We start from the raw sequence: 24,668 nt of genomic DNA, 5'->3' as shown, positions 1-24,668 counted from the left end.
TCATGTAACCAGCCTTGAAGGCCAGGGAAGCTGCGATCTTGAACGCCAATTCGGAGGAGTCGACATCGTGGTAAGAACCGTAGTGCAGACGCACGCCCAGATCCATTACCGGATAACCTGCCAGCGGGCCGGATTTCAGCTGCTCACGGATACCCTTGTCAACACCCGGGATGTATTCACCAGGAATCACGCCGCCCTTGATGTCGTTAACGAACTCATAGGCTTTGCCGGCTTCCAGCGGGTACATGTCGATGATGACGTGACCGTACTGACCACGACCACCAGACTGCTTGGCGTGCTTACCTTCGATGTCCTTGACGGTTTCACGAATGGTTTCACGGTAGGCAACCTGCGGTTTACCTACGTTCGCTTCAACCTTGAACTCGCGACGCATACGGTCAACGATGATGTCCAGGTGCAGCTCACCCATACCGGCGATGATGGTTTGGCCAGATTCTTCGTCAGTCCATACGCGGAAAGACGGATCTTCCTGCGCCAGACGGCCGAGTGCCAGACCCATCTTCTCTTGGTCAGCCTTGGTTTTCGGCTCAACGGCGATGGAGATTACCGGTTCCGGGAATTCCATACGCTCGAGGATGATCGGTGATTTTTCGTCACACAGGGTGTCACCAGTGGTCACGTCTTTCAGACCGATGGCAGCAGCGATATCGCCTGCGCGAACTTCTTTGATCTCTTCACGCTTGTTGGCGTGCATCTGAACGATACGGCCAAAACGCTCGCGCTTCTCTTTAACGGAGTTCAGCACGGAGTCGCCGGAGTTAACCACACCGGAGTAAACGCGGAAGAAGGTCAGGTTGCCGACGAACGGGTCGGTAGCAATCTTGAACGCCAGAGCGGAGAACGGCTCGTCATCGGAAGCATGACGCTCGTCTTTGGTCACGCCATCCAGCTTCAGACCGTCGATGGCGGCTACGTCGGTCGGTGCCGGCAGATAGTCGACCACGGCATCCAGCATGGCCTGTACGCCCTTGTTCTTGAACGCGGAGCCACAGGTAACCAGGATGATTTCGTTGTTCAGAACACGCAGACGAAGAGCTTTCTTGATCTCTTCTTCGGTCAGTTCTTCACCACCCAGGTATTTTTCCATCAGGTCTTCAGACGCTTCAGCAGCGGCTTCAACCAGGGTCATGCGCATTTCTTGCGCTTGCTCCAGCAGCTCGGCCGGGACGTCTTCGTAATCGAAGGATACACCCTGGTCAGCTTCGCTCCAGTTGATGGCTTTCATCTTGACCAGATCGATAACGCCCTTGAAGTTCTCTTCTGAACCGATGTTCAGTTGCAGCGGAACCGGGTTACCTTTCAGGCGGGTCTTGATGTGCTCAACGCAGCGCAGATAGTTGGCGCCAGTACGGTCCATCTTGTTGACGAACGCGATACGGGGAACCTTGTACTTGTTAGCCTGACGCCATACGGTCTCAGACTGTGGCTGTACGCCACCTACGGCACAGTACACCATCACGGCACCGTCCAGGACACGCATTGAACGCTCTACTTCGATAGTAAAGTCAACGTGGCCCGGGGTATCGATGATGTTGATACGGTGCGGTTGGAACTGTTTGCCCATACCGGACCAGAATGCGGTGGTCGCGGCGGAGGTGATAGTGATACCACGCTCTTGTTCCTGTTCCATCCAGTCCATGGTGGCAGCGCCATCGTGAACTTCACCGATCTTGTGACTTACACCGGTATAAAACAGAACGCGCTCGGTAGTGGTTGTCTTACCGGCGTCGATGTGAGCAGAGATACCGATGTTACGATAACGCTCAATGGGGGTTGTACGAGCCATTGTCATCCTCTTACTAGGAGCGTGCCCCTAGATAACTGAAGGTGCGCAGAGCCAAGAGACCCTGCGCAAGCGGATTACCAGCGGAAGTGAGCGAAGGCCTTGTTCGCTTCAGCCATACGGTGAACGTCTTCACGTTTCTTGACAGACGAACCCTTATTGTCAGCGGCATCCAGCAGCTCGCCAGCCAAACGCTGAGCCATTGATTTTTCACCACGTTTACGAGCGGCATCAACCAACCAGCGCATTGCCAGGGCATTGCGACGGACCGGGCGAACTTCTACCGGTACCTGATAAGTTGCACCACCGACACGACGAGATTTAACCTCGACGGACGGACGGATGTTGTCCAGAGCGACTTCGAACAGGGCCAGGTGCTCTTTGCCAGATTTGGTGGCAATGATGTCCAGGGCGCCATAAACGATGGCTTCTGCAACAGATTTCTTACCGTCAACCATTACTACGTTGACAAATTTAGCCAGCAGCTCTGATCCGAACTTAGGATCCGGCAGGATTTTACGCTGACCAACAACACGACGTCTTGGCATTTCAAATTCTCCGTAACTTCAGGGATTACCCAAAACTAGAAAGTTATCTAACTAGAAACGAATTAACGTTTGGCCTTACTTAACGGAGAACCATTAAGCTTTAGGACGCTTCACGCCATACTTGGAGCGAGCCTGCTTACGGTCTTTAACACCGGCACAGTCCAACGCACCACGAACGGTGTGATAACGAACACCTGGCAAATCCTTGACACGACCGCCACGGATCAGAACAACGGAGTGCTCCTGCAGGTTGTGACCTTCACCGCCGATGTAGGAGGTGACTTCGAAGCCGTTGGTCAGACGTACACGGCACACTTTACGCAGTGCAGAGTTAGGCTTCTTCGGGGTGGTGGTATATACACGGGTGCATACGCCACGCTTCTGAGGGCACGCTTCCAGCGCCGGCACGTTGCTTTTTACAACGAGCTTGATGCGTGGCTTGCGAACCAACTGGTTAATAGTTGCCATCAAAAGGCTCCTGATAATGACTTCATAAACGTGTGAAAAATCCTCCCCGCAGATACGGGGACGCGAAATTTTATGCCCTGTTGTCTGGGGAGTCAAGATTTATACAATTTGTACTGCCAAAGGGCAAATGACATCCTGACAGGAATGTGATAACCATCTGAGCTACCAAGTAAAAATCGAAACTAACCGGCCCAGGTCTGTGGCGATCCCTGCTCGGCGATCAGCCTGATCAGGCCGGGCATATCGAGTTCCATCCCGATCCGGCTCTGCAATCCCCGCGCTCGCAGGTCTTCACCCATCACATAGAGCGGGATCCCGCCCAGGCGCGTACACCATTGCGGGGCCGTCGTCGCCACCACGGCGTCCTGCATCAGCACCAGCGTATCCCCGGCATCGCGATAACGCAGCGCCTGCTCCAGATCCTGACTCAGGAAGGGGGAGTTCAATACCAGCTGTATCATGGGGACCTCAGAAACTGATGTGGATGGTGCAACCGTTCCACCGATGGCGAATCTCCGCTGGTGACGACATCGTCACGGGGATCAGCAGATCCGCAGCCGTCAGGCCCCGTTCGCTCAGCGACGCCTCACAGACATAGACCTCTTCGATATCGTACAGTTCCAGCATCTTGAAGGTCGGTGCGTAGTGGCGTTGCAATATCTCTTGAGGCGATTGCTCCCTGACCAGTTGCAACACCCCGTCCCCGAGCAGGAACAGGGCAAGGGATTCGGTCAATGCCGAGGTCGCCAGCAAAGCATCCAGTCCCTCCCGGCCACTCGCCGTGCCGTGGGGACCACGCCGGCAGATAAAGGCGATCTTGCTCATCGTGCCTCCCTAGAACTGAACGAAGCGATCGGCGGTCAGGCTGGCTTCGGCCAGTTGCCCCAATCCACTTAGACGAAACGGTGCCTGCAGGTTGAACTGCGCCTTGCCGACCCCTTTCGCCTCGCTCTCGTCGAGCACACCGCGGCGCATGGCCGCCGCGACACAGACATCGATGGCGATACCTTGCGCCAGCGCCAGCTCACGCCACAGCGCCACCAGGTCGGTCTCATCGGACGCAGGGGCATGCAAGCCGTTGCCGTTATGCACCCCGTCCTGGTAGAAGAACAGGTGAGACAGGCGATGACCCTGCTCGATGAGGCTCAGGGCAAAACGATAAGCGGTGCTGGCCGTCTGGGTGCCATAAGCGGGCCCGGTCACCAGCAGGGCAAAACTCAGACTCATATCCGGGCTCCTGCACAGGTTTTCATCCATTCTACCCCAAAGACGAAAGAGCCCCTCCAAAGAGGGACTCTTCCTGTCACTCTGGATCAGACGTAGGCGATGGCTTCGACTTCGACCAATACATCCTTGGGCAGACGCGCCACTTCCACACAGGAGCGGGCCGGTGCGGAATCACCGAAGTAACGGGCATAGACCTGATTGAAGGCCACGAAGTTGTTCATGTCGCTCAGGAAGCAGGTGGTCTTGAGGACCTTGCCGGTATCGGCACCGGCCGCCTTCAATACTGCAACCAGATTCTTCATCACCTGCTCGGCCTGCGCTTCGATGCCACCGGCGACGATATCCATGGTGGCGGGATCGAGCGGGATCTGCCCGGAGGTAAAGACCAGCTCACCCAGCTTGGTGGCCTGTACATAAGGGCCAATCGCGGCGGGAGCCTTGTCGGTTGCAATCACTTCTTTAGCCATTCTTATCTATCCCCTTCTATGGCGCTTATTCGCTCTCTTCTTCACCCTGCTTGCGCTGTCGGATATAGAGATACACGGTATGTTTGGAAATATTCAGCTTGTCGGCGACCAGATTGATCGAATCCTTGATGTCAAATATGCCCTTCTCGAACAGCTGGGTCACGATAAAACGGTTCTTGGCATTGTTGGCCACGGACGGATCGCGGTTGATCTCGTCGATGGTGTTGTCCACCGTCTGAGCGACCAGCTCCTCCACGCTGTTGGCGAAGGTCTCCGGCGATTGACGCTCCACCTGCTGCGGCGTCGGGAAGAATTCGGCCACGAACTCGTGGAAAGGCGCATTGATATGCAAGTTGATACAGATAAGGCCGATCACCTGCTTGTCGCCATTGCGGATGGCGATGGTACTCGACTTCATCAGCGCACCGGTCCGGCTGCGGGCGAAGTAACTCTGGGTGTAATCCTGACCCGTACTCTCGATGTCTTTCAGCATCCGCAGGGCCAGATCGGTGATCGGTGCCCCCAGGGTCCGGCCCGTGTTGAAGCCGTTCGCTATCTTGATCACCGACTCGTGCAGATTCTCCAGGGAATGCAGCACCACCTCACAGTGCTTGCCGAACAGTTCGGCCAGACCTTCGATGAGGCCCTCATAAGAGCGTAACAACTCCCTGTCTTCGTCTGTGAAAGCACGACCGCTCAGCTGCTCTTCGGGAAGCAGCACCTCCTCGATACCGACCGCCATGTTCTACCCCTGTAATAACCATTCAACTTTCCCGAGTTTTCAATTGCGGGGGATCAATGTCAACTTTTTTTGATTTTTTGCTCTATAAGCTTGCACTGGATCATCCCCTGCCCCAGCCCGGTGCACGGCTTGCAGCCTGTTCCAGACAAAAAAAGGGCCCCTTCAAGGGGCCCTTTCTCATCACTGCAGCGGAAGATTACTCTTCGTCAAAACTGCCGGCTGCGTTGAGCAGATCCGCCAGATTTTGCTGAGCTTCATCGGCAGTCACCTGCGGCACACCGACAGCACGAGCTGCGGCGGCACGCTGGTTGATCCGGGTGTGGTGGTAGGCAAAGCCGGTACCAGCCGGGATCAGACGACCCACGATCACGTTCTCTTTCAGGCCACGCAGTTCATCACGCTTGCCGCCAACGGCCGCTTCGGTCAGAACCCGGGTGGTTTCCTGGAAGGAAGCCGCGGAGATGAAGGACTCGGTGCTCAGGGATGCCTTGGTAATACCCATCAGGATGTGACGGTAGGTGGCCGGAGTCTTACCCTCGGCAACCAGTTTACGGTTGGCAATCTTCACACGCGCCACTTCAACCTGCTCGCCTTCGATCAGGTCAGTGTCGCCAGCGCTCAGGATCTCGCACTTGCGCAGCATCTGACGAACGATGACTTCGATGTGCTTGTCGTTGATCTTAACGCCTTGCAGACGGTAAACGTCCTGCACTTCGTTGGCGATGTAGTTGGCGACCGGGCTGATACCGCGCAGACGCAGGATGTCGTGAGCAGACTCAGGACCGTCCGCCAGCACTTCACCCTTCTCAACTTTTTCACCTTCGAACACGTTCAGGTGACGCCACTTCGGAATCATCTCTTCGTAGATATCGCCACCGTCAGTCGGGGTGATGACCAGACGGCGTTTGCCCTTGGTCTCTTTCCCGAAGGAGATGGTGCCGGAGATCTCGGCCAGGATAGCCGGTTCCTTCGGTTGACGTGCTTCGAACAGATCCGCAACGCGCGGCAGACCACCGGTGATGTCCTTGGTACCGCTGGATTCTTGCGGGATACGCGCAACCGCGTCACCCACACCCACGTTGGCACCATCTTCCAGGTTCACGATCGCCTTGCCCGGCAGGAAGTACTGGGCGGCTACATCGGTACCCGGGATCATGACATCCTTGCCGTTCAGGTCGACCAGTTTCACGGTCGGACGCATCTCTTTACCGGCACTCGGACGCTCGTTGACGTCCAGTACGACGATAGAGGAGAGACCGGTCAGCTCGTCGGTCTGACGAGTGATGGTCACACCTTCGATCATGTGTTCGAAGTCCAGACGACCTGCTACTTCGGTGATGATCGGGTGAGTGTGCGGATCCCAGTTGGCGACGGTGTCACCGGTGCTCACGGCCTGGCCATCCTTCACTTCCAATACGGAACCGTAAGGCAGCTTGTGGCTTTCCTTGGTACGGCCCATCTCATCCATGATGGTCAGTTCGGTAGAACGGGAGGTGATAACCAGCTTGTCGGCACTGTTGGTAACGAACTTGGCGTTTTGCAGCTTGATGCTACCGGTGTTCTTGACCTGGATGCTGCTCTCGGCAGCAGCTCGGGATGCGGCACCACCGATGTGGAAGGTACGCATCGTCAGCTGGGTACCCGGCTCACCGATGGACTGGGCGGCGATAACACCGACAGCCTCACCCTTGTTCACCAGGTGACCACGGGCCAGATCACGGCCGTAGCAGTGAGCACAGTTACCGAAGTCGGTCTCACAGGTGATGGCAGAACGTACCTTCACGCGGTCGACGGAGTTGCGCTCCAGCAGGTCACACAGATACTCGTCGAGCAGAGTGTTACGCGCTACCAGCACTTCTTCTTCGGTACCCGGCTTGATCACGTCTTCGGCAACCACACGGCCCAGCACGCGCTCACGCAGCGGCTCGACTACGTCACCACCCTCGATCAGCGGAGTCATCCACAGACCTTCGGTCGTACCGCAATCGTCCTCGGTGATCACCATGTCCTGTGCCACGTCAACCAGACGACGGGTCAGGTAACCGGAGTTCGCGGTCTTCAGTGCGGTATCCGCCAGACCTTTACGAGCACCGTGAGTGGAGATGAAGTACTGGAGTACGTTCAGACCTTCACGGAAGTTCGCCACGATCGGCGTTTCGATGATGGAGCCATCCGGCTTGGCCATCAGGCCACGCATACCGGCCAGCTGACGGATCTGGGCGGCGGAGCCCCGCGCACCAGAGTCGGCCATCATGAAGATGCTGTTGAACGAGGCCTGTTCTTCCTCTTCGCCCAGGGAGTTGACGTTACGCTCCTTGGACAGGTTATCCATCATGGCCTTGGAGACGCGATCGTTCGCGCTGGCCCAGATATCGATAACCTTGTTGTAGCGTTCGCCAGCAGTCACCAGACCGGACAGGAACTGGTCCTGGATCTCGGCAACTTCGGCTTCGGCAGCAGCAACGATGTCTTTCTTGGCATCCGGGATGACCATGTCATCGATACCAACAGAGGCACCAGACAGAGCCGCATAATGGAAACCAGTGTACATCAGCTGGTCAGCGAAGATGACGGTGTCCTTCAGGCCCTGCTTGCGATAGCAGGTGTTCAGCAGACGAGAGATGAGCTTCTTGCCCAGCGCCTTGTTGGAGACACTCTTGATCCAGTTCTGCGGATTGGCAGCCAGATCAGCCTCTTCGGCAGCGGTCAGCACCTTGGGCTCGTCGATCAGCGCATATTCCATGCCTTTCGGCAGGATCAGGCTCAGGATCGCACGACCAACGGTGGTGTTCTTCATCTCGGTGTGCGCGACCAGGGAATCATCAGCCTGACGCAGGTATTCGGTGATGCGCACTTTGACACGAGCATGCAGATCGGCCAGACCGGCGCGATACACCTTCTCGGCTTCTTTCGGGCCGGCCAGCACCATACCTTCGCCCTTGGCGTTGATACGGGCACGGGTCATGTAGTACAGACCCAAGACCACATCCTGGGAAGGAACGATGATCGGCTCACCGGAAGCAGGCGACAGGATGTTGTTGGTAGACATCATCAGGGCGCGTGCTTCGAGCTGGGCTTCCAGGGTCAGCGGTACGTGGACCGCCATCTGGTCACCATCGAAGTCCGCGTTATAGGCGGCACAGACCAGCGGGTGCAGCTGGATGGCTTTACCTTCGATCAGGGTCGGTTCGAACGCCTGGATACCCAGACGGTGCAGGGTCGGTGCACGGTTCAGCAAGACCGGGTGTTCGCGGATCACTTCGTCCAGGATGTCCCAAACGACAGCTTCTTCGCGCTCAACCATCTTCTTGGCGGCCTTGATGGTGGTCGCCAGACCGCGGGATTCCAGCTTGCCATAGATGAAGGGCTTGAACAGCTCCAGCGCCATCTTCTTCGGCAGACCGCACTGATGCAGACGCAGGGTCGGACCTACGGTGATAACGGAACGACCGGAGTAGTCGACACGTTTACCCAGCAAGTTCTGACGGAAACGACCTTGCTTACCCTTGATCATGTCGGCCAAGGATTTCAGCGGGCGCTTGTTGGAACCGGTGATGGCACGACCACGACGGCCGTTGTCCAGCAGGGCATCCACGGACTCTTGCAGCATGCGCTTTTCGTTGCGCACGATGATGTCCGGGGCGGCCAGGTCCAGCAGGCGCTTCAGGCGGTTGTTACGGTTGATCACGCGACGGTACAGATCGTTCAGATCGGAAGTCGCGAAACGGCCGCCGTCCAGCGGTACCAGCGGACGCAGGTCCGGCGGCAGCACAGGCAGCACTGTCATGATCATCCACTCCGGCTTGTTGCCGGACTGCAGGAAGGCTTCCATCAGCTTCAGACGCTTGGTGGTCTTCTTGCGCTTGGTCTCGGAGTTGGTCTGTTCCAGCTCCTCGCGCATGGTCTTGACTTCACCTTCCAGATCGATGGCACGCAGCAATGCAAGGATTGCCTCGGCACCCATCTTGGCGTCGAACTCGTCGCCCCACTCTTCCAGTGCGTCCAGATAGTTCTCTTCGGACAGCATCTGGCTGCGCTCGAGGTTGGTCATGCCGGGTTCGATCACTACATAGGATTCGAAATACAGCACGCGCTCGATGTCACGCAGGGTCATGTCCAGCAGCAGACCGATACGGGACGGCAGGGACTTCAGGAACCAGATGTGGGCAGTCGGGCTGGCCAGCTCGATGTGGCCCATGCGCTCGCGACGGACCTTGGTCTGAGTCACTTCTACGCCGCACTTCTCGCAGATCACACCACGGTGTTTCAGGCGCTTGTACTTGCCGCACAGACACTCGTAGTCCTTCACCGGTCCGAAGATACGGGCGCAGAACAGACCATCACGTTCCGGCTTGAAAGTCCGGTAGTTGATGGTCTCAGGCTTTTTGACTTCACCGAATGACCAGGAGCGGATCATGTCAGGAGAGGCCAGACCGATCTTAATACTGTCAAACTCTTCGGTCTTAGTCTGAGCCTTCAAAAACTTGAGTAAGTCTTTCACGTGTTTCCCCTGTCAGGAGTCTAACCTCGGCGCCCCTTTCGGGGCGCCCACGTCAATTCTCGAACAATAAGAGCGAGCTCTTACTCTTCGTCCAGCTCGATGTTGATACCCAGAGAGCGGATTTCCTTCAACAGTACGTTGAAGGATTCGGGCATGCCCGGCTCCATACGGTGGTCGCCATCCACGATGTTTTTGTACATCTTGGTACGGCCATTCACATCGTCAGACTTGACGGTCAGCATTTCCTGCAGAGTATATGCCGCACCGTAAGCCTCCAGGGCCCACACTTCCATCTCACCGAACCGCTGGCCACCAAACTGTGCCTTACCACCCAGCGGCTGCTGGGTAACCAGGCTGTAGGAGCCGGTAGAACGCGCATGCATCTTGTCGTCTACCAAGTGGTTCAGCTTCAGCATGTACATGTAACCCACGGTGACCTTACGCTCGAAGGCGTTACCGGTACGACCGTCGAACAGGGAGATCTGACCGGATTCCGGCAGATCGGCCAGCTTCAGCAGGGCCTTGATTTCGTGCTCTTTGGCACCATCAAAGACAGGTGTAGCAACCGGCAGACCCTTACGCAGGTTACCCACCAGGGTACGCACGTCGTCGTCAGACAGTTCGGCAATGTTCACTTGCTGGGTGTCTTTCTCGCCCAGGTCATAGACCTGTTGCAGGAATTCACGCATCTCGTGCAGCTCGCGCTGCTCTTTGATCATGCGGTCGATTTTCTCGCCGATACCCTTGGCCGCTAGACCTAAGTGCACTTCGAGGATCTGACCGATGTTCATACGAGATGGTACGCCCAACGGGTTCAGTACGATGTCGACCGGACGGCCGAACTCGTCATGAGGCATATCTTCGACCGGGCAGATCTTGGAGATAACACCCTTGTTACCGTGACGGCCCGCCATCTTGTCACCCGGTTGGATGCGACGCTTGACTGCCAGGTAAACCTTGACGATTTTCAGTACGCCCGGCGCCAGATCATCACCCTGGATAATCTTGCGACGTTTGTTCTCGAACTTCTTGTCGAAGTCGGCTTTCAGCTCGATGTGCTGTTCAGCGATCTGCTCAAGCTCGATCTGCTTGGCTTCATCTTCGATGGCCAATTCAAACCACTTGGTACGATCCAGCTTGTTCAGACGATCTTCGCTGTAACCGGCGGCCAGCAGCAGGTTGCGGGAGCGGCCAAAGATGCCGTCTTCCAGGATCTTGAACTCTTCGGTCAAGTCCTTCTTCGCTTCCTTCAGCTGCATCTCTTCGATTTCTTTGGCGCGCTTGTCTTTTTCCACGCCATCGCGGGTAAAGACTTGCACGTCAACCACGGTACCGTACACACCGTTCGGCACACGCAGGGAGGAGTCCTTCACATCGGAGGCCTTCTCACCGAAGATGGCGCGCAGCAGCTTCTCTTCCGGGGTCAGCTGGGTTTCACCCTTGGGTGTTACCTTGCCTACCAGAATGTCGCCGCCCTTCACTTCGGCACCCACGTAGACGATACCGGACTCGTCCAGCTTGGACAGAGCGGCTTCACCCACGTTCGGGATGTCGGCAGTGATCTCTTCCGGACCCAGCTTGGTGTCACGGGAGATACAGGCCAGTTCCTGGATATGGATGGTGGTCAGGCGATCTTCCTGAACCACGCGCTCGTTTACCAAGATCGAATCTTCGAAGTTGTAACCGTTCCACGGCATGAACGCGACGCGCAGGTTTTGGCCCAGCGCCAGTTCGCCCAGATCGGTAGACGGACCGTCAGCAACCACGTCGCCCGCCATGACCGGCTCACCCAACATCACGCAAGGACGCTGGTTGATACAGGTGTTCTGGTTGGAACGGGTGTACTTGGTCAGGCTGTAGATGTCGATGCCGGCTTCGCCTGGCAGCAGCTCATCTTCATTGACCTTGATAACGATACGGGAGGCATCGACATAGTCGATCATGCCGCCACGCTTGGCCACTACGGTTACCCCGGAGTCAACGGCCACGGCGCGTTCCATACCGGTACCTACCAGCGGCTTGTCAGCGCGCAGAGTCGGTACGGCCTGACGTTGCATGTTCGAACCCATCAGGGCTCGGTTAGCATCATCGTGTTCCAGGAACGGGATCAGAGCAGCAGCCACAGAAACGATCTGTTGTGGGCTCACGTCCATGTACTGGATCTGGTCGGCGTTCATAAAGGTGGATTCACCCTTATGACGGCACGGGATCAACTCATCTTTCAGACGGCCCTCTTCGGAGGTCGCAGCGTTCGCCTGGGCGATCACGTACTTGCCTTCCTCGATGGCGGACAGGTAATCCACTTCGTCGGTGATCACACCGTCGATGACCTTGCGGTACGGGGTCTCGAGGAAACCGTACTCGTTGGTGCGGGAATACACGGACAGCGAGTTGATCAGACCGATGTTCGGACCTTCAGGAGTCTCGATAGGGCACAGACGACCGTAGTGAGTCGGGTGTACATCTCGAACTTCAAAGCCGGCACGCTCACGGGTCAGACCGCCTGGGCCCAGCGCAGAAATACGGCGCTTGTGGGTCACTTCGGACAGCGGGTTGTTCTGGTCCATGAACTGGGACAGCTGGCTGGAACCGAAGAACTCTTTGACCGCGGCAGAAATCGGCTTGGCGTTGATCAGATCCTGTGGCATCAGGGTGTCCAGGTCGCCCAAGGAGAGACGCTCCTTGACCGCACGCTCGACACGCACCAGACCGACACGGAACTGGTTCTCAGCCATTTCACCGACAGAACGAATACGACGGTTACCCAGGTGGTCGATATCGTCCACCTCGTCATTGCCGTTACGGATGTCGATCAGGCGCTTCATGACTTCGACGATGTCGTCTTTGGTCAGCACACCCACGCCGGTCTCGTCTTCACGACCCAGACGGCGGTTGAACTTCATCCGACCTACGGTAGACAGGTCGTAACGCTCGGAAGAGAAGAACAGGTTCTCGAACAGCTGCTCAGCCGCTTCGCGAGTGGGCGGCTCGCCCGGACGCATCATGCGGTAGATCTCGACCAGTGCTTCCAAACGGCTGGAACTGGAGTCGATGCGCAGGGTCTCGGACATGTAAGCGCCGTGGTCCAGTTCGTTGGTGAACAGAACCTCGAAGTGCTTGAAGCCGGCTTGGGACAGGTTGGCAACCGCTTCCAGGCTCAGGGCCTGGTTGGCAGTCACGACCATCTCGCCAGTCTGCGGATGTGCGTAGTTCTTGGCTGCAACTTTGCCAACAACATACTCCACCGGCACCTCAATCTGGGTGATGGCGTCTTTTTCCAACTGACGGATGTGGCGCGCGGTCACACGACGACCGGTTTCGACCACCACGGCGCCATTGGCAATGATGTCGAAGGTCGCAGTTTCACCACGCAGGCGCTCGGGCACCAGGTCCATCATCAACTTGCCATCTTTAACCTCGAAACCAATGGTCTCGAAGAAGGTGGCCAGAATCTGTTCGGAACTGAAGTCCAGAGCGCGCAGAATAATGGATGCCGGCAGTTTACGACGACGGTCGATACGGACAAACAGGTTGTCTTTCGCATCGAACTCGAAGTCCAGCCAGGAACCACGGTAAGGGATAACGCGGGCGTTATACAGTACCTTACCGGATGAATGTGTTTTGCCTTTATCGTGGTCGAAGAAGACGCCCGGGCTGCGGTGCAGCTGGGAGACGATGACCCGCTCGGTACCATTGATAACAAAGGTGCCGTTTTCGGTCATGAGCGGAATTTCGCCCATGTAAACTTCTTGTTCCTTGATGTCTTTGACGGTGCCGGCAGCTGCTTCACGGTCGTACAGAACCATACGAAGCTTGACACGCAGCGGCGCGGAGTAGGTCACTCCACGGATCTGGCATTCTTTTACGTCAAATACCGGCTCACCCAGGCGATAGCTGACATACTGAAGCTCAGCACTACCGGAGTAACTGGTGATCGGGAAAACGCTACGGAAAGCGGCCTCTAGGCCATATTCACCTTCCGGGTCAGCCTCGATGAACTGCTTGAAGGAGTCCAGCTGAATGGACAACAGATAAGGCGTGTCCAGTACCTGGTCTCGCTTACCGAAGTCCTTACGAATGCGTTTTTTTTCGGTATAAGAGTAAACCATAGGGTTCCTCAGCTCGCTGATAAGTGACCCACTCTGTCCCGCGGGACAGCTCTGTCTCAACACCGTTTTGTGTTGGCCCGGACGATGAGGCGGTCCGGATTGCTGGTGCACCGAGAGTCGTAAACGGCGTGAAATGCTCTCAGTCTACAGCGCAAAAAGGCTGGTGAACAAATATTCACCAGCCCTAGCCTGTTTTATCAGGCTAATCTACATAAATGCAGATTATTTGATCTCAACAGAAGCACCAGCTTCTTCAAGCTGCTTCTTCAGAGTTTCAGCTTCGTCCTTGGAGACGGCTTCTTTCAGGTTGGTCGGTGCAGCTTCTACCAGGTCCTTGGCTTCTTTCAGGCCCAGACCAGTGGCAGCACGAACGGCCTTGATGACGGCAACTTTGTTGGCGCCAGCAGCAGTCAGAACTACGTCGAACTCGGTCTTCTCTTCTACTGCTTCAGCGGCCGGACCGGCAGCTACAGCAACAGCGGCAGAAACACCGAACTTCTCTTCCATTGCTTCGATCAGCTCAACAACTTCCATTACGGACATGGAAGCAACGGCTTCGATGATTTGGTCTTTAGTGATAGACATGACAAAAATTCCTGATGTTGAATAAACTCAAACAGCCTAAATAGGCGAGAATCAAGCAGCAGCTTGTTTCTGGTCGCGAACAGCAGCGATAGTACGAACCAGCTTGCCAGCAGAGGCTTCCTTCATGGTAGCCATCAACTTCGAAATCGCTTCGTCGTAGGTCGGCAGCGTGGCCAGACGATCAATTTGTGCTGCGGCGATAAACTCACCGTTAAAAGCGCCAGCCTTGATTTCGAACTTTTGGTTCGCTTTGGCAAACTCTTTGAACAGACGAGCGGCAGCGCCCGGGTGTTCGTTAGAGAAAGCAATCAAGGTAGGACCAGACAATACGTCGTTCAGGCAACCGAATTCGGTACCTTCAACCGCACGACGCAGCAGGGTGTTACGCACAACGCGCATGTACACACCGGCTTCGCGAGCAGATTTACGCAGGCTGGTCATCTTTTCTACAGTCACACCGCGAGAATCGGCTACAACTGCAGAAAGAGCGCCTTTGGCAGCTTCGTTGACTTCAGCAACAATTGCCTTTTTGTCTTCGAGTCCCAATGCCATTGGCTTAACTCCTGGATTGAATCCGGGTCTATAGACCCAGTACTGACACATCCCCCCTACCTTCACAACAGAGGGGAACGATGCGGTAGCAGGATTCCAGAAGAGAAAGAAAACTTTCTCGCTGGGTTTCCGGCACCGTCTACGCAGGCAGGATTAAGGCCTTGCAGCCACCTGCGGTCTTGGACGGAGGTCGAAACCCCCAACCAATCAAGGCGCAAAATTATAGATTAAATTTTGCGCCTTGTAAAATCCATCAATTAGGCCTGAGCTTCCAGAGAAGCTTGGTCTACGGCAACACCGGCACCCATGGTGGTGGAGATGCTGACTTTCTTGATGAAGATACCTTTGGCGGAAGAGGGCTTGCCCTTTTTCAGAGCAACCAGCAGCGCTTCCAAGTTTTCTTTCAGCTGAACTTCGTCGAAAGAAACCTTACCAAGAGTGGTATGGATGATACCATTCTTGTCATTGCGGTAACGAACCTGACCGGCTTTAGCATTCTTCACAGCTTCAGCAACGTTCGGGGTAACGGTACCCACTTTCGGGTTAGGCATCAGACCACGCGGGCCCAAGATTTGGCCCAGTTGACCAACAACACGCATGGCATCCGGGGATGCGATCACGACGTCGAAGTTCATCTCACCTTTCTTGACCAGCTCAGCCAGGTCATCCATACCAACCAGTTCAGCACCGGCAGCCTTGGCGGCTTCGGCGTTGGCACCCTGGGTGAACACGGCGACGCGAATGTCACGACCGGTACCGTGCGGCAGTACAGTAGCACCACGTACGTTCTGGTCGGATTTACGAGCATCGATACCCAGGTTGACAGCAACGTCAACGCTTTCAACGAACTTGGCAGTAGCCAGTTCTTTCAGCAGGGCAATGGCTTCGTTGATGGAGTACTCTTTGGTACCGTCAACTTTTTCGCGAATAACGCGCATACGCTTGGAAAGTTTTGCCATTGTCTTAATCCTCCACTACCAGGCCCATGGAACGAGCGGAGCCTGCGATGCAACGTACTTTTGCATCCAGATCGGCACCAGTCATATCCGGCTCTTTGGTCTTGGCGATTTCTTGCAGCTGGGCAACAGTCACCTTACCAACTTTGTCTTTGTTCGGCTTGGCGGAACCAGAAGTGATACCAGCGGCTTTCTTCAACAGGAAGGAAGCAGGCGGAGTCTTGGTTTCGAAGGTGAAGGAACGGTCGCTGTAAACGGTGATCACGACCGGAGTCGGTGAGCCTTTTTCCAGCTTCTCTGTACGAGCGTTGAACGCCTTACAGAATTCCATGATGTTAACACCGTGCTGACCCAGGGCAGGACCAACGGGAGGGCTGGGGTTAGCACTGCCAGCCTTAACTTGCAGCTTGATATAAGCTGTGACTTTCTTAGCCATTACAAAAATACCTCAAAAATGGGTTCTAACGCCTCGGAGACATGCTCCTGCAAACGGCTCCCCAACAAATAAAGGGGCAGCGAATTATAGAGATATTCGCTGCCCCTGACAACCGTTAAACGTACAGAGTTTAATCAGCCTTTTTCGACCTGACCAAAATCCAGTTCTACCGGCGTTGAGCGACCGAAGATCAGTACAGAGACCTTCACGCGACTCTTCTCGTAGTCCACCTCTTCAACGGTACCGTTGAAGTCAGCGAACGGACCATCGGCAACCCGCACCATTTCGCCCGGTTCAAACAGGGTCTTGGGCCGCGGCTTGTCGTGGGCATCTTGCAGACGATTGAGGATAGCATCCGCTTCTTTATCGGAGATAGGAGCCGGACGATCGGAGGTGCCACCGATGAAGCCCATCACACGCGGTACGTTACGCACCAAGTGCCATGTGGTTTCATCCATCATCATCTGAACCAGGACATAGCCCGGGAAAAATTTGCGCTCACTCTTGCGCTTCTGGCCAGCACGCATCTCGACCACTTCTTCGGTCGGGACCAGCACTTCACCGAACATCTCTTCCATGCCATGCATCTTGATATGCTCACGCAGGGATTTGGCAACCCGGCCTTCGTAGCCGGAAAATGCCTGCACGACATACCATCTCATACGTTGTTCACGTTGTTCAGTCATGGCTTTTCCTTACACACCGGTAATCAGGTTGACCAACCACACCAAGGCACCGTCCAGGATGAACAGCAGCAGGCCCATCACGGCGGTCACCGCCAGCACAATCAGGGTTGTCTGAATGGCTTCCTGACGAGTCGGCCATACGACCTTGCGGACTTCCAGGCGTGACTCACGGGCGAATGCCAGTGTTGCCTTACCCTTGGTGGTTTGCAGGGCCACAGCACCCGCTGCAGCGATGACAACGACCACACCCAGGGCGCGAACGGCGGCAACAACATCATGGAGCAGGTAGTTACCTACTACAGCTGCCGCCAGAATGATGAAAACCAGACCCCACAGCAGGGTATCCTTGCTTCCGCCCTGTCCCTCAGAACTAACACTCATACAACCCACCTGTATCTGACGTAACCAAAGACACAAAAGCCCCGTACGAGACGAGGTATATGGCAGGGGCGGCAGGACTCGAACCCGCAACCATCGGTTTTGGAGACCGCTGTTCTACCAATTCGAACTACGCCCCTGCATAAGAAAGCCCCTATTATAGGGGCTTTGCTTTATTTATGTAAGCCAAGATTAAGCGATTACGCTAGCTACAACACCCGCACCTACGGTACGGCCACCTTCACGGATAGCGAAACGCAGACCGTCGTCCATCGCGATCGGGGCGATCAGGGTAACAACCATTTTGATGTTGTCGCCTGGCATTACCATTTCAACGCCTTCCGGCAGTTCGATGGTACCGGTCACGTCGGTAGTACGGAAGTAGAACTGAGGACGGTAGCCCTTGAAGAACGGGGTATGACGACCACCTTCTTCTTTGGACAGAACGTACACTTCAGATTCGAACTTGGTGTGCGGCTTGATGGAGCCCGGCTTGGCCAGAACCTGACCACGCTCTACGTCTTCACGCTTCACGCCACGCAGCAGGGCGCCAACGTTCTCACCAGCACGACCTTCGTCCAGCAGCTTGCGGAACATTTCAACACCGGTACAGGTGGTGGTCACGGTGTCTTTGATACCGACGATTTCGACGGACTCACCCACTTTAACGATACCGCGCTCTACACGACCGGTTACTACGGTACCACGGCCAGCGATGGAGAAGACGTCTTCGATAGGCATCAGGAACGGCAGGTCGATTGCGCGCTCCGGCTCCGGGATATAGGTATCCAGGTGGCCAGCCAGCTCGATGATCTTCTCTTCCCAAGCGGCGTCGCCTTCCAGCGCTTTCAGCGCGGAACCACGGACTACCGGCAGGTCATCACCCGGGAAATCGTACTCGGTCAGCAGTTCGCGCACTTCCATTTCGACCAGCTCGAGCAGCTCTTCGTCGTCGACCATGTCGCACTTGTTCATGAACACGATCATGTACGGGATACCAACCTGGCGACCCAGCAGGATGTGCTCACGAGTCTGCGGCATCGGGCCGTCAGTCGCGGCTACAACCAGGATCGCGCCGTCCATCTGGGCAGCACCGGTGATCATGTTCTTAACGTAGTCGGCGTGACCCGGGCAATCTACGTGAGCGTAGTGGCGGGCAGCGGTGTCGTATTCTACGTGGGAGGTGTTGATGGTGATACCACGCTCACGCTCTTCCGGCGCCTTGTCGATCTGGTCGAAGGCGAAAGCTTTACCACCGAAGTGCTTGGCCAGCACGTTGGTGATGGCGGCGGTCAGGGTGGTTTTACCGTGGTCAACGTGGCCGATGGTACCCACGTTAACGTGCGGTTTATTACGCTCAAATTTTTCTTTAGACATGATCGTCCCTCTAAACTAACGCTGAGTACGCGGTGGCAAGCTAACCACAGAACAGTTTATATGATGGATTTGAATCAGGGGGAGTAGAGAAGCTGGAGGCTGACAGGCTGGTTCGATTGCCGAACACACCCTAAGGTGTGGCTCTCAGAATTACCTGAGCCATATCAGCATCTTGGAGCGGGCAGCGGGAATCGAACCCGCATCATCAGCTTGGAAGGCTGAGGTAATAGCCATTATACGATGCCCGCATTTCTCTCACCCAAAGAACTCAAACCGCAGAGAAATATGGTGGAGGGAGAAGGATTCGAACCTTCGAAGGCAGAGCCGTCAGATTTACAGTCTGATCCCTTTGGCCGCTCGGGAACCCCTCCAGTGCACAAATGCCACAACGGTAATTCTGCTTGCACCCGCTGTTTTTATCGCTTTTGCCGGGCAAATAGGCGACAGACATCTAAGCGTCGCGCATTTTATGGTAAGGATTTTGGGGATGCAACCATTGCACTCGGCAAAATGTGCATTATTGCCGGGAACTATGCAAAAAAGTGCTCCTTCCCTGTCCGAACCGGACGCGTCCCTTGTCGCTCCCGATCCCTTGGTGTATGGTCGCCCTGCCCAAGAAACAGTGATGACATCATGACGACAGAGCATAACCCCTATTTGCAATTCACCCGCGAACAATGGGCGTTATTGCGCGATGCGGTCCCCCTGACCCTGACTGAAACCGACCTGCATACCCTGCGCGGGATCAACGAGAAGGTGTCATTGCGGGAAGTAGAAGAGATCTATCTGCCCCTCTCCCGTCTGCTCAATCTCTACGTCAAGGCCAAGCAGCGCCGCAGCCGGGTACTGGAACAATTTCTCGGCCAGTCCCGTGGCAAGGGCACCTATATCATCAGCATCGCCGGCAGCGTGGCGGGGGGAAAGAGCACCACTGCCCGCATCATGCAGGCACTGCTCGAGCGCTGGCCAGAGCATCCGCGGGTGGAGCTGGTCACCACCGACGGCTTCCTCTACCCGAACAAGGAGCTGGAAGAGCGCGGGCTGATGCGCCGCAAGGGCTTCCCGGAATCCTATGACATCCGCCACCTGGTGGAATTTGTTGCCAAGATCCGGGCCGGCCACGAGCGGGTCGAGGCGCCCGTCTACTCCCACCTCATCTACGACATCCTGCCGGATGAGAAGAAGGTGGTGGAGCAACCGGACATCCTGATCCTGGAGGGACTGAATGTGCTGCAGAGCGGCATGGACTATCCGCAGGAGCCCCACCGAGTCTTCGTGTCTGATTTTGTCGATTTCTCCATCTATGTGGATGCCGACGCCGAGCTGCTGCGCACCTGGTACATCGATCGCTTCCTCAAGTTCCGCAGCGGCGCCTTCTCGGATCCGGACTCTTACTTCCACCACTATGCCAAGCTGGCGGAGAGTGAGGCCACAGAGATTGCCAACAACATATGGCAAGATATCAACTACCTGAATCTACAAGAGAATATTCTGCCGACCCGGGAGCGGGCCAACCTGATCCTGACCAAGGGCCAGGAGCACGCCATCGAGCAGATCAAGCTGCGCAAGTGATGGCCAGGGTAAATAAGCAGAGGGGGCCGTTGGCCCCCTCTGCTTTTGGTGTCTGCTAAGGCTCAGTCGCCACGGCGCAGGGAGATCTCTCCTCCCAGATAGAATTTTATCCCTTCCTCTGTCTCCAGCCGCAGGGCGCCGCGATCGTCGATACCACGGGCGATGCCGCGGATCACCTGCTCCCCCATCAGCAACCGCACCGGTTGTTCGGCAAAGTAGTCGAGCCGGTTCCAGCTATCGACGAAGCTCCCCAGGCCGCTCTGCTCGAAGGTGACCATGGCCTGTTGCAGGTGCAGGAGTACGCAAGCCGCCAGCTGGTTGCGATCCACCAGTTCGGCCTGGACGTGGCGCAGCTCTGACCACGCCTGATCGATCTGCTCGGCCTGCCGCTGTGGCATCGCCAGATTGAGACCTATGCCGATCACCAGGTGACAGCTGGCGCCGGCGCTGCCGCTCATCTCCACCAGAATGCCCGCCAGTTTGCGGCCCTGATAATAGAGATCGTTCGGCCACTTCAGCTCGACGCCCGGGTAACCGAGAGATTCCAGCGCCTCCACCACCGCCACTCCGACAGCCAGGCTCAGCCCCATGGCCGCGGCCATGCCCTGCTCGAGCCGCCAGTACATGCTCAGGATCAGCTGGCAGCCGAAGGGGGAGACCCAGGGCTTGCCGCGACGCCCCCGACCGGCGGTCTGGCATTCGGCCAGGCAGCTCTCGCCGGAGCGCAGTTGATTGACCCGCTCCAGCAGATATTGATTGGTCGAATCGATCACCGGGAAGCAATGTACCGGCGCCATGGGCGCCAGAGCCTGCAGCTGCGCCTCGTCGTACAGTGCCATGGGCACCGCCAGCCGGTAGCCCTTGCCGGTCAGGCTGAACAGGTCCAGCCCGAGATCCTTGAGCGCCGCCATGTGCTTGCTCACCGCGGCACGGCTGATGCCGAGCTGTTCGCCGAGCTGTTCGCCAGAGTGGAACTGGCCATCGCTGAGCAGGCTGATAAGGGTCTGCCGAATGGGGGTGAGAGTCATGCCAGCACCTCGTCGAGCCAGGTCTCACCGGTGAGCCCCATGAAGCGCACTTCATGCTCCAGCAGCACCCCGAACTTCTGCTCCACGCTGTCCCGCACGTGGGCCGCCAGGGCGATCAGCTCCATGGCGCTGGCTCCACCGAGGTTGACCAGCACCAGCGCCTGCTCCTGATGCACGGCGGCGCGACCGATGGCAAAGCCCTTGAGGCCGCACTGATCGATGAGCCAGCCCGCCGCCAGCTTGGCCTGCCCCTCCCCGGCCGGATACAGCGGCATCTGCGCATGCCGCGCCTTGAGCGCCTCCGCCAGCGCCATGGGCACCACCGGATTCTTGAAGAAGCTGCCGGCGTTGCCGAGCAGGTTGGGATCCGGCAGCTTGGCCATGCGAGTCGCGCAGACGGTGTCGAAGATGGCTTGCGCCGTGGGCTCATCGCCGAGTACCGCCAGCGGGCCATAACCCGCCACCGGTTGCCAGGCCTTGGGCAGGCGCAGCCCGACGGCGGTGATGAAGTGGGAATCTTGGCAGGCGTGCTTGAAGATGCTGTCGCGATAGCCGAACTGGCAATCGGCGGCCACGATACGCTCCAGCTCGCCCGTCTGCCAGTTGAACGCCTCCACGTAGGCGCAGAAGCGGGCCAGCTCGACCCCATAGGCACCGATGTTCTGCACCGGTGCAGCACCGACCGTACCCGGGATCAGCGCCAGGTTCTCCAGCCCGTGCCAGCCCTGCTGCAGGGCGTGGCACACCAGCTGATGCCACTGCTCACCGGCGGCCACATGCAGCAGCCAGTGATCCCCCTGGTCCTGCGCCTCTATGCCCTTCATGCTGTTCTGCACCACCAGACCGGCGAAGTCATTGCAGAACAGGATGTTGCTCCCGCCCCCCAGCACCAGCCGCGGCAGGGCCGCCAGCTCGGGGTTGGCCAGCAGTGGCCTGAGATCATCCAGCTGGGTCACTTCGGCCAGCCAGAGACAGTGAGCCTCAAGGCCCAGGGTATTGAGGGCCACCAAGGGGGCGTGGGGGGTGAGTTTCATCTGCGTGTCCCGACATAGAGCAAGGGGGCAGTTTACCCCAGATCCTCCGGGACGAAAAACCCGGGTACTTCTCGGACTCATTTCGCTGGAGTAGAGTAACTCCTTCAGTCCGTTGAGGAAGCACGAATGAACAACCAATTTGCCGTCATCGGCCTCGGCCTGTTTGGCAGCGCCCTGTGCGAGGAGCTGCAACGCCAGGATGCCGAGGTGCTGGCCATCGACATCGATGAGGTCAAGACCCGCCAGATTGCCACCCTGTGCAATCACGTCATCGTCGCCGATGCCACCGATGAGGCCACGGTCGCCGAGCTGGGCCTCTCGAACTTCGATATCGTCTTCGTGGCCATCGGCGACAACCTGGAGACCAGCATCCTCACTACCCTCGTCCTGAAAGAAGCGGGCGTGAAGAAGGTGTGGGTCAAGGCCCGTGACAAGTTCCACGCCAAGATCCTGCAGAAGGTGGGCGCCGACAAGGTGATCAACCCGGAGTGGGACATGGGCCGCCGGGTCGCCCAGAGCATGCTGGACAACCGGCTGTTCGACTACCTGGAGCTGGGTCACGACATGGTGCTGACCGAGTTCGTCATCGGCCTGCAGCAAAACAGCCGTACCCTCGGCGATCTGCACCTGCTGCAACAGAGTGACTTCCAGTTGCTGGCCATCAAGCGTGGCGAGGTGTTGCACAACGTGCTGACCGGCAAGATGGAGCTGCAGCTCGGTGACATCCTGATCCTGGCCGGCAATAAGCACGCCATCGATCACTGGCTCGACACCCTATGATCCACTGGCGCAGCAACTACGCCTTCGCCTTACACCGGGACAGCGACTCTCGCTGGAGCGAGGCCAAGCTGATCCTGGGCAGCTTCCTCATCATCCTGATGGTCGGCACCCTGTTCCTGGTGCAGCCCTCCAGCCACAATGGCGAGGTCACCTTCATCAATGCCCTGTTTACCGCCACCTCGGCCATCAGCGTGACCGGCCTCGGGGTGGTGGATACCGGTACCGCCTTCACCCTGCAGGGGCAGATCATCCTGCTGATGCTGATGGAGATTGGCGGCCTCGGCCAGATGACCATGACACTGCTGCTGATCGCCATGTTCAGCAAGCGGGTCGGCCTGCGCCAGCAGGTGCTGGCCAAGGAGGCACTCGGTCAGGAGGGCTCGGTCAACATCATCCAGCTGGTGAAACGCATCGTGCTGTTCGCCCTGATAGCCCAGCTCATCGGCACCGCCATCATGGCCATCCGCTGGGTACCGGAGATGGGCTGGCAACACGGCCTCTACGTCAGCTTCTTCCATGCGGTGTCGGCCTTCAACAACGCAGGCTTCTCGCTGTTTGCCAACAACCTCATCGACTACCGGGACGATCCCATCATCAGCCTGACCATACCGGCCCTGCTCATCCTCGGCGGGGTCGGCTTCACCGTCATCGTCGATCTGGTGCGCAACCGCCGCTGGCGCAAGCTCAAACTGCACAGCAAGTTGATGCTGCTGATGACGCCGGCCCTGCTGCTGCTGGGTACCCTGATGTTCTGGCTGCTGGAGCACAACAACCCGGGCACCCTCGGCAAGGCCGGGATGGGAGGCCAATGGCTGGCGGCCTTCTTCCAGTCGGCCACGGCACGCACCGCGGGTTTCAATACGGTCGATATCGGCCAGATGGTGCCGGCCTCTTTGCTGTTCATGATGATGCTGATGTTCATCGGGGCCGGGACCACTTCGACGGGGGGCGGCATCAAGGTGACCACCTTCGCCGTCGTGCTGCTGGCCACCAGGGCCTTCCTGACCAAGCGGCCCCATGTCACCGCCTTCGGCCGCACTCTCTCTCCCCAGATAGTGACCCGATCGCTGGCCATCATCATCGTCAGCACCATGGTGCTGATGCTGGCCATGTTCCTGCTGATGATCACGGAGCAGCAATCCTTCGACAAGATCATGTTCGAGACCATCTCGGCCTTCGCCACCGTGGGGCTCACCACCGGTATCACCCCCGAGTTGAGCTCGCCGGGCAAGTTCATCCTGGTGCTGGTGATGATCTGCGGCCGTCTCGGCCCCCTCACCCTGGCCCTGATGCTGGCCAGACCGAGCGAGACCCGGATCCGCTACCCGGAAGAGGGGGTTTATACAGGCTAACTCACTACTTTATGTGGTTATTACAATACAAAAGAGGGGCCGTGGCCCCTCTTTTGTATGTTACGA

Annotated in this window: 22 protein-coding genes and 3 tRNA genes (1 of these 25 running past the window's edge); 3 read left to right on the top strand and 22 right to left on the bottom strand. The window is 57.2% G+C overall.

The window, feature by feature from the left end; genetic code table 11:
* The 20 genes from fusA to ACZ9IL_RS19330 form a co-directional block, all read right to left on the bottom strand.
* On the bottom strand, window positions 1-1,807 hold the 5' portion of the coding sequence (gene fusA, locus ACZ9IL_RS19425) for an elongation factor G (protein WP_476004926.1). Its footprint begins 299 nt before the window's first position; only the first 1,807 of its 2,106 coding nucleotides appear in the window; its start codon is at window positions 1,805-1,807; its stop codon lies off the left edge, out of view.
* 74 nt (window positions 1,808-1,881) lie between these two features.
* Entirely contained in the window at window positions 1,882-2,352 is a 471-nt protein-coding gene (rpsG, locus tag ACZ9IL_RS19420; protein WP_033129801.1) for a 30S ribosomal protein S7, read from the bottom strand.
* 93 nt (window positions 2,353-2,445) lie between these two features.
* Entirely contained in the window at window positions 2,446-2,820 is a 375-nt protein-coding gene (gene rpsL, locus ACZ9IL_RS19415; RefSeq protein ID WP_005306278.1) for a 30S ribosomal protein S12, read from the bottom strand.
* Between the two features lie 182 nt (window positions 2,821-3,002).
* The gene (gene tusB, locus ACZ9IL_RS19410; protein WP_476004925.1) at window positions 3,003-3,281 is read right to left on the bottom strand and encodes a sulfurtransferase complex subunit TusB; all 279 of its coding nucleotides are present in this window, start codon (window positions 3,279-3,281) and stop codon (window positions 3,003-3,005) included.
* Window positions 3,282-3,288: 7 nt separating this feature from the next.
* Entirely contained in the window at window positions 3,289-3,645 is a 357-nt protein-coding gene (tusC, locus tag ACZ9IL_RS19405; RefSeq protein WP_476004924.1) for a sulfurtransferase complex subunit TusC, read from the bottom strand.
* A 9-nt stretch (window positions 3,646-3,654) separates the two neighbouring features.
* Window positions 3,655-4,047 (bottom strand): sulfurtransferase complex subunit TusD, encoded by a 393-nt coding sequence (gene tusD / locus ACZ9IL_RS19400; protein WP_476004923.1) that lies wholly within the window; start codon window positions 4,045-4,047, stop codon window positions 3,655-3,657.
* 86 nt (window positions 4,048-4,133) lie between these two features.
* Complete coding sequence (locus tag ACZ9IL_RS19395; protein WP_476004922.1) at window positions 4,134-4,514, bottom strand: RidA family protein; 381 nt, start codon at window positions 4,512-4,514, stop codon at window positions 4,134-4,136.
* 25 nt (window positions 4,515-4,539) lie between these two features.
* Entirely contained in the window at window positions 4,540-5,256 is a 717-nt protein-coding gene (locus ACZ9IL_RS19390; RefSeq protein ID WP_033129797.1) for a helix-turn-helix transcriptional regulator, read from the bottom strand.
* Window positions 5,257-5,452: 196 nt separating this feature from the next.
* Complete coding sequence (gene rpoC, locus ACZ9IL_RS19385) at window positions 5,453-9,757, bottom strand: DNA-directed RNA polymerase subunit beta' (RefSeq protein WP_476004921.1); 4,305 nt, start codon at window positions 9,755-9,757, stop codon at window positions 5,453-5,455.
* A gap of 80 nt (window positions 9,758-9,837) precedes the next feature.
* Window positions 9,838-13,866, bottom strand: coding sequence for a DNA-directed RNA polymerase subunit beta (gene rpoB, locus ACZ9IL_RS19380; RefSeq protein ID WP_476004920.1), 4,029 nt, complete (start codon window positions 13,864-13,866; stop codon window positions 9,838-9,840).
* A 222-nt stretch (window positions 13,867-14,088) separates the two neighbouring features.
* Entirely contained in the window at window positions 14,089-14,451 is a 363-nt protein-coding gene (gene rplL, locus ACZ9IL_RS19375) for a 50S ribosomal protein L7/L12 (protein WP_033130100.1), read from the bottom strand.
* Between the two features lie 51 nt (window positions 14,452-14,502).
* On the bottom strand, window positions 14,503-15,003 hold the full coding sequence (gene rplJ / locus ACZ9IL_RS19370) for a 50S ribosomal protein L10 (protein ID WP_033130101.1): 501 nt from the start codon (window positions 15,001-15,003) through the stop codon (window positions 14,503-14,505).
* Window positions 15,004-15,260: 257 nt separating this feature from the next.
* Entirely contained in the window at window positions 15,261-15,962 is a 702-nt protein-coding gene (rplA, locus tag ACZ9IL_RS19365; protein ID WP_033130102.1) for a 50S ribosomal protein L1, read from the bottom strand.
* 4 nt (window positions 15,963-15,966) lie between these two features.
* Window positions 15,967-16,395, bottom strand: coding sequence for a 50S ribosomal protein L11 (rplK, locus tag ACZ9IL_RS19360; protein ID WP_042644444.1), 429 nt, complete (start codon window positions 16,393-16,395; stop codon window positions 15,967-15,969).
* A 134-nt stretch (window positions 16,396-16,529) separates the two neighbouring features.
* Window positions 16,530-17,081 carry a transcription termination/antitermination protein NusG gene (gene nusG, locus ACZ9IL_RS19355; protein ID WP_050716659.1) on the bottom strand — a complete coding sequence of 184 codons (552 nt, stop codon included), beginning with the start codon at window positions 17,079-17,081 and terminating at the stop codon, window positions 16,530-16,532.
* Between the two features lie 9 nt (window positions 17,082-17,090).
* Complete coding sequence (gene secE / locus ACZ9IL_RS19350; protein ID WP_033130104.1) at window positions 17,091-17,462, bottom strand: preprotein translocase subunit SecE; 372 nt, start codon at window positions 17,460-17,462, stop codon at window positions 17,091-17,093.
* 60 nt (window positions 17,463-17,522) lie between these two features.
* Window positions 17,523-17,599, bottom strand: a tRNA-Trp gene (locus tag ACZ9IL_RS19345).
* Between the two features lie 52 nt (window positions 17,600-17,651).
* On the bottom strand, window positions 17,652-18,836 hold the full coding sequence (gene tuf / locus ACZ9IL_RS19340; RefSeq protein WP_042644447.1) for an elongation factor Tu: 1,185 nt from the start codon (window positions 18,834-18,836) through the stop codon (window positions 17,652-17,654).
* A 173-nt stretch (window positions 18,837-19,009) separates the two neighbouring features.
* Window positions 19,010-19,084, bottom strand: a tRNA-Gly gene (locus ACZ9IL_RS19335).
* A 38-nt stretch (window positions 19,085-19,122) separates the two neighbouring features.
* A tRNA-Tyr gene (locus ACZ9IL_RS19330) sits at window positions 19,123-19,207 on the bottom strand.
* Window positions 19,208-19,469: 262 nt separating this feature from the next.
* On the opposite strand from ACZ9IL_RS19330, the gene coaA reads away from it, so the two are divergent.
* Window positions 19,470-20,408 carry a type I pantothenate kinase gene (gene coaA, locus ACZ9IL_RS19325; RefSeq protein ID WP_476004919.1) on the top strand — a complete coding sequence of 313 codons (939 nt, stop codon included), beginning with the start codon at window positions 19,470-19,472 and terminating at the stop codon, window positions 20,406-20,408.
* Window positions 20,409-20,470: 62 nt separating this feature from the next.
* Here coaA and birA read toward each other — a convergent pair whose 3' ends face one another.
* Complete coding sequence (gene birA, locus ACZ9IL_RS19320; RefSeq protein ID WP_476004918.1) at window positions 20,471-21,436, bottom strand: bifunctional biotin--[acetyl-CoA-carboxylase] ligase/biotin operon repressor BirA; 966 nt, start codon at window positions 21,434-21,436, stop codon at window positions 20,471-20,473.
* Window positions 21,433-22,470, bottom strand: a complete 1,038-nt coding sequence (gene murB / locus ACZ9IL_RS19315) for a UDP-N-acetylmuramate dehydrogenase (protein WP_476004917.1) — start codon at window positions 22,468-22,470, stop codon at window positions 21,433-21,435. The genes birA and murB overlap by 4 nt, the downstream gene beginning before the upstream one ends.
* 126 nt (window positions 22,471-22,596) lie before the next feature.
* On the opposite strand from murB, the gene ACZ9IL_RS19310 reads away from it, so the two are divergent.
* The gene (locus ACZ9IL_RS19310) at window positions 22,597-23,250 is read left to right on the top strand and encodes a potassium channel family protein (RefSeq protein ID WP_476004916.1); all 654 of its coding nucleotides are present in this window, start codon (window positions 22,597-22,599) and stop codon (window positions 23,248-23,250) included.
* The gene (locus ACZ9IL_RS19305) at window positions 23,247-24,602 is read left to right on the top strand and encodes a TrkH family potassium uptake protein (protein ID WP_476004915.1); all 1,356 of its coding nucleotides are present in this window, start codon (window positions 23,247-23,249) and stop codon (window positions 24,600-24,602) included. The genes ACZ9IL_RS19310 and ACZ9IL_RS19305 overlap by 4 nt, the downstream gene beginning before the upstream one ends.
* The last annotated feature ends 66 nt before the right edge of the window (window positions 24,603-24,668 follow it).

The organism is Aeromonas sp. TECH754 (genome assembly GCF_056279295.1).
The sequence above is the reverse complement of the archived record's forward strand: the minus strand, read 5'-3'. Positions and strand labels throughout refer to the sequence as shown.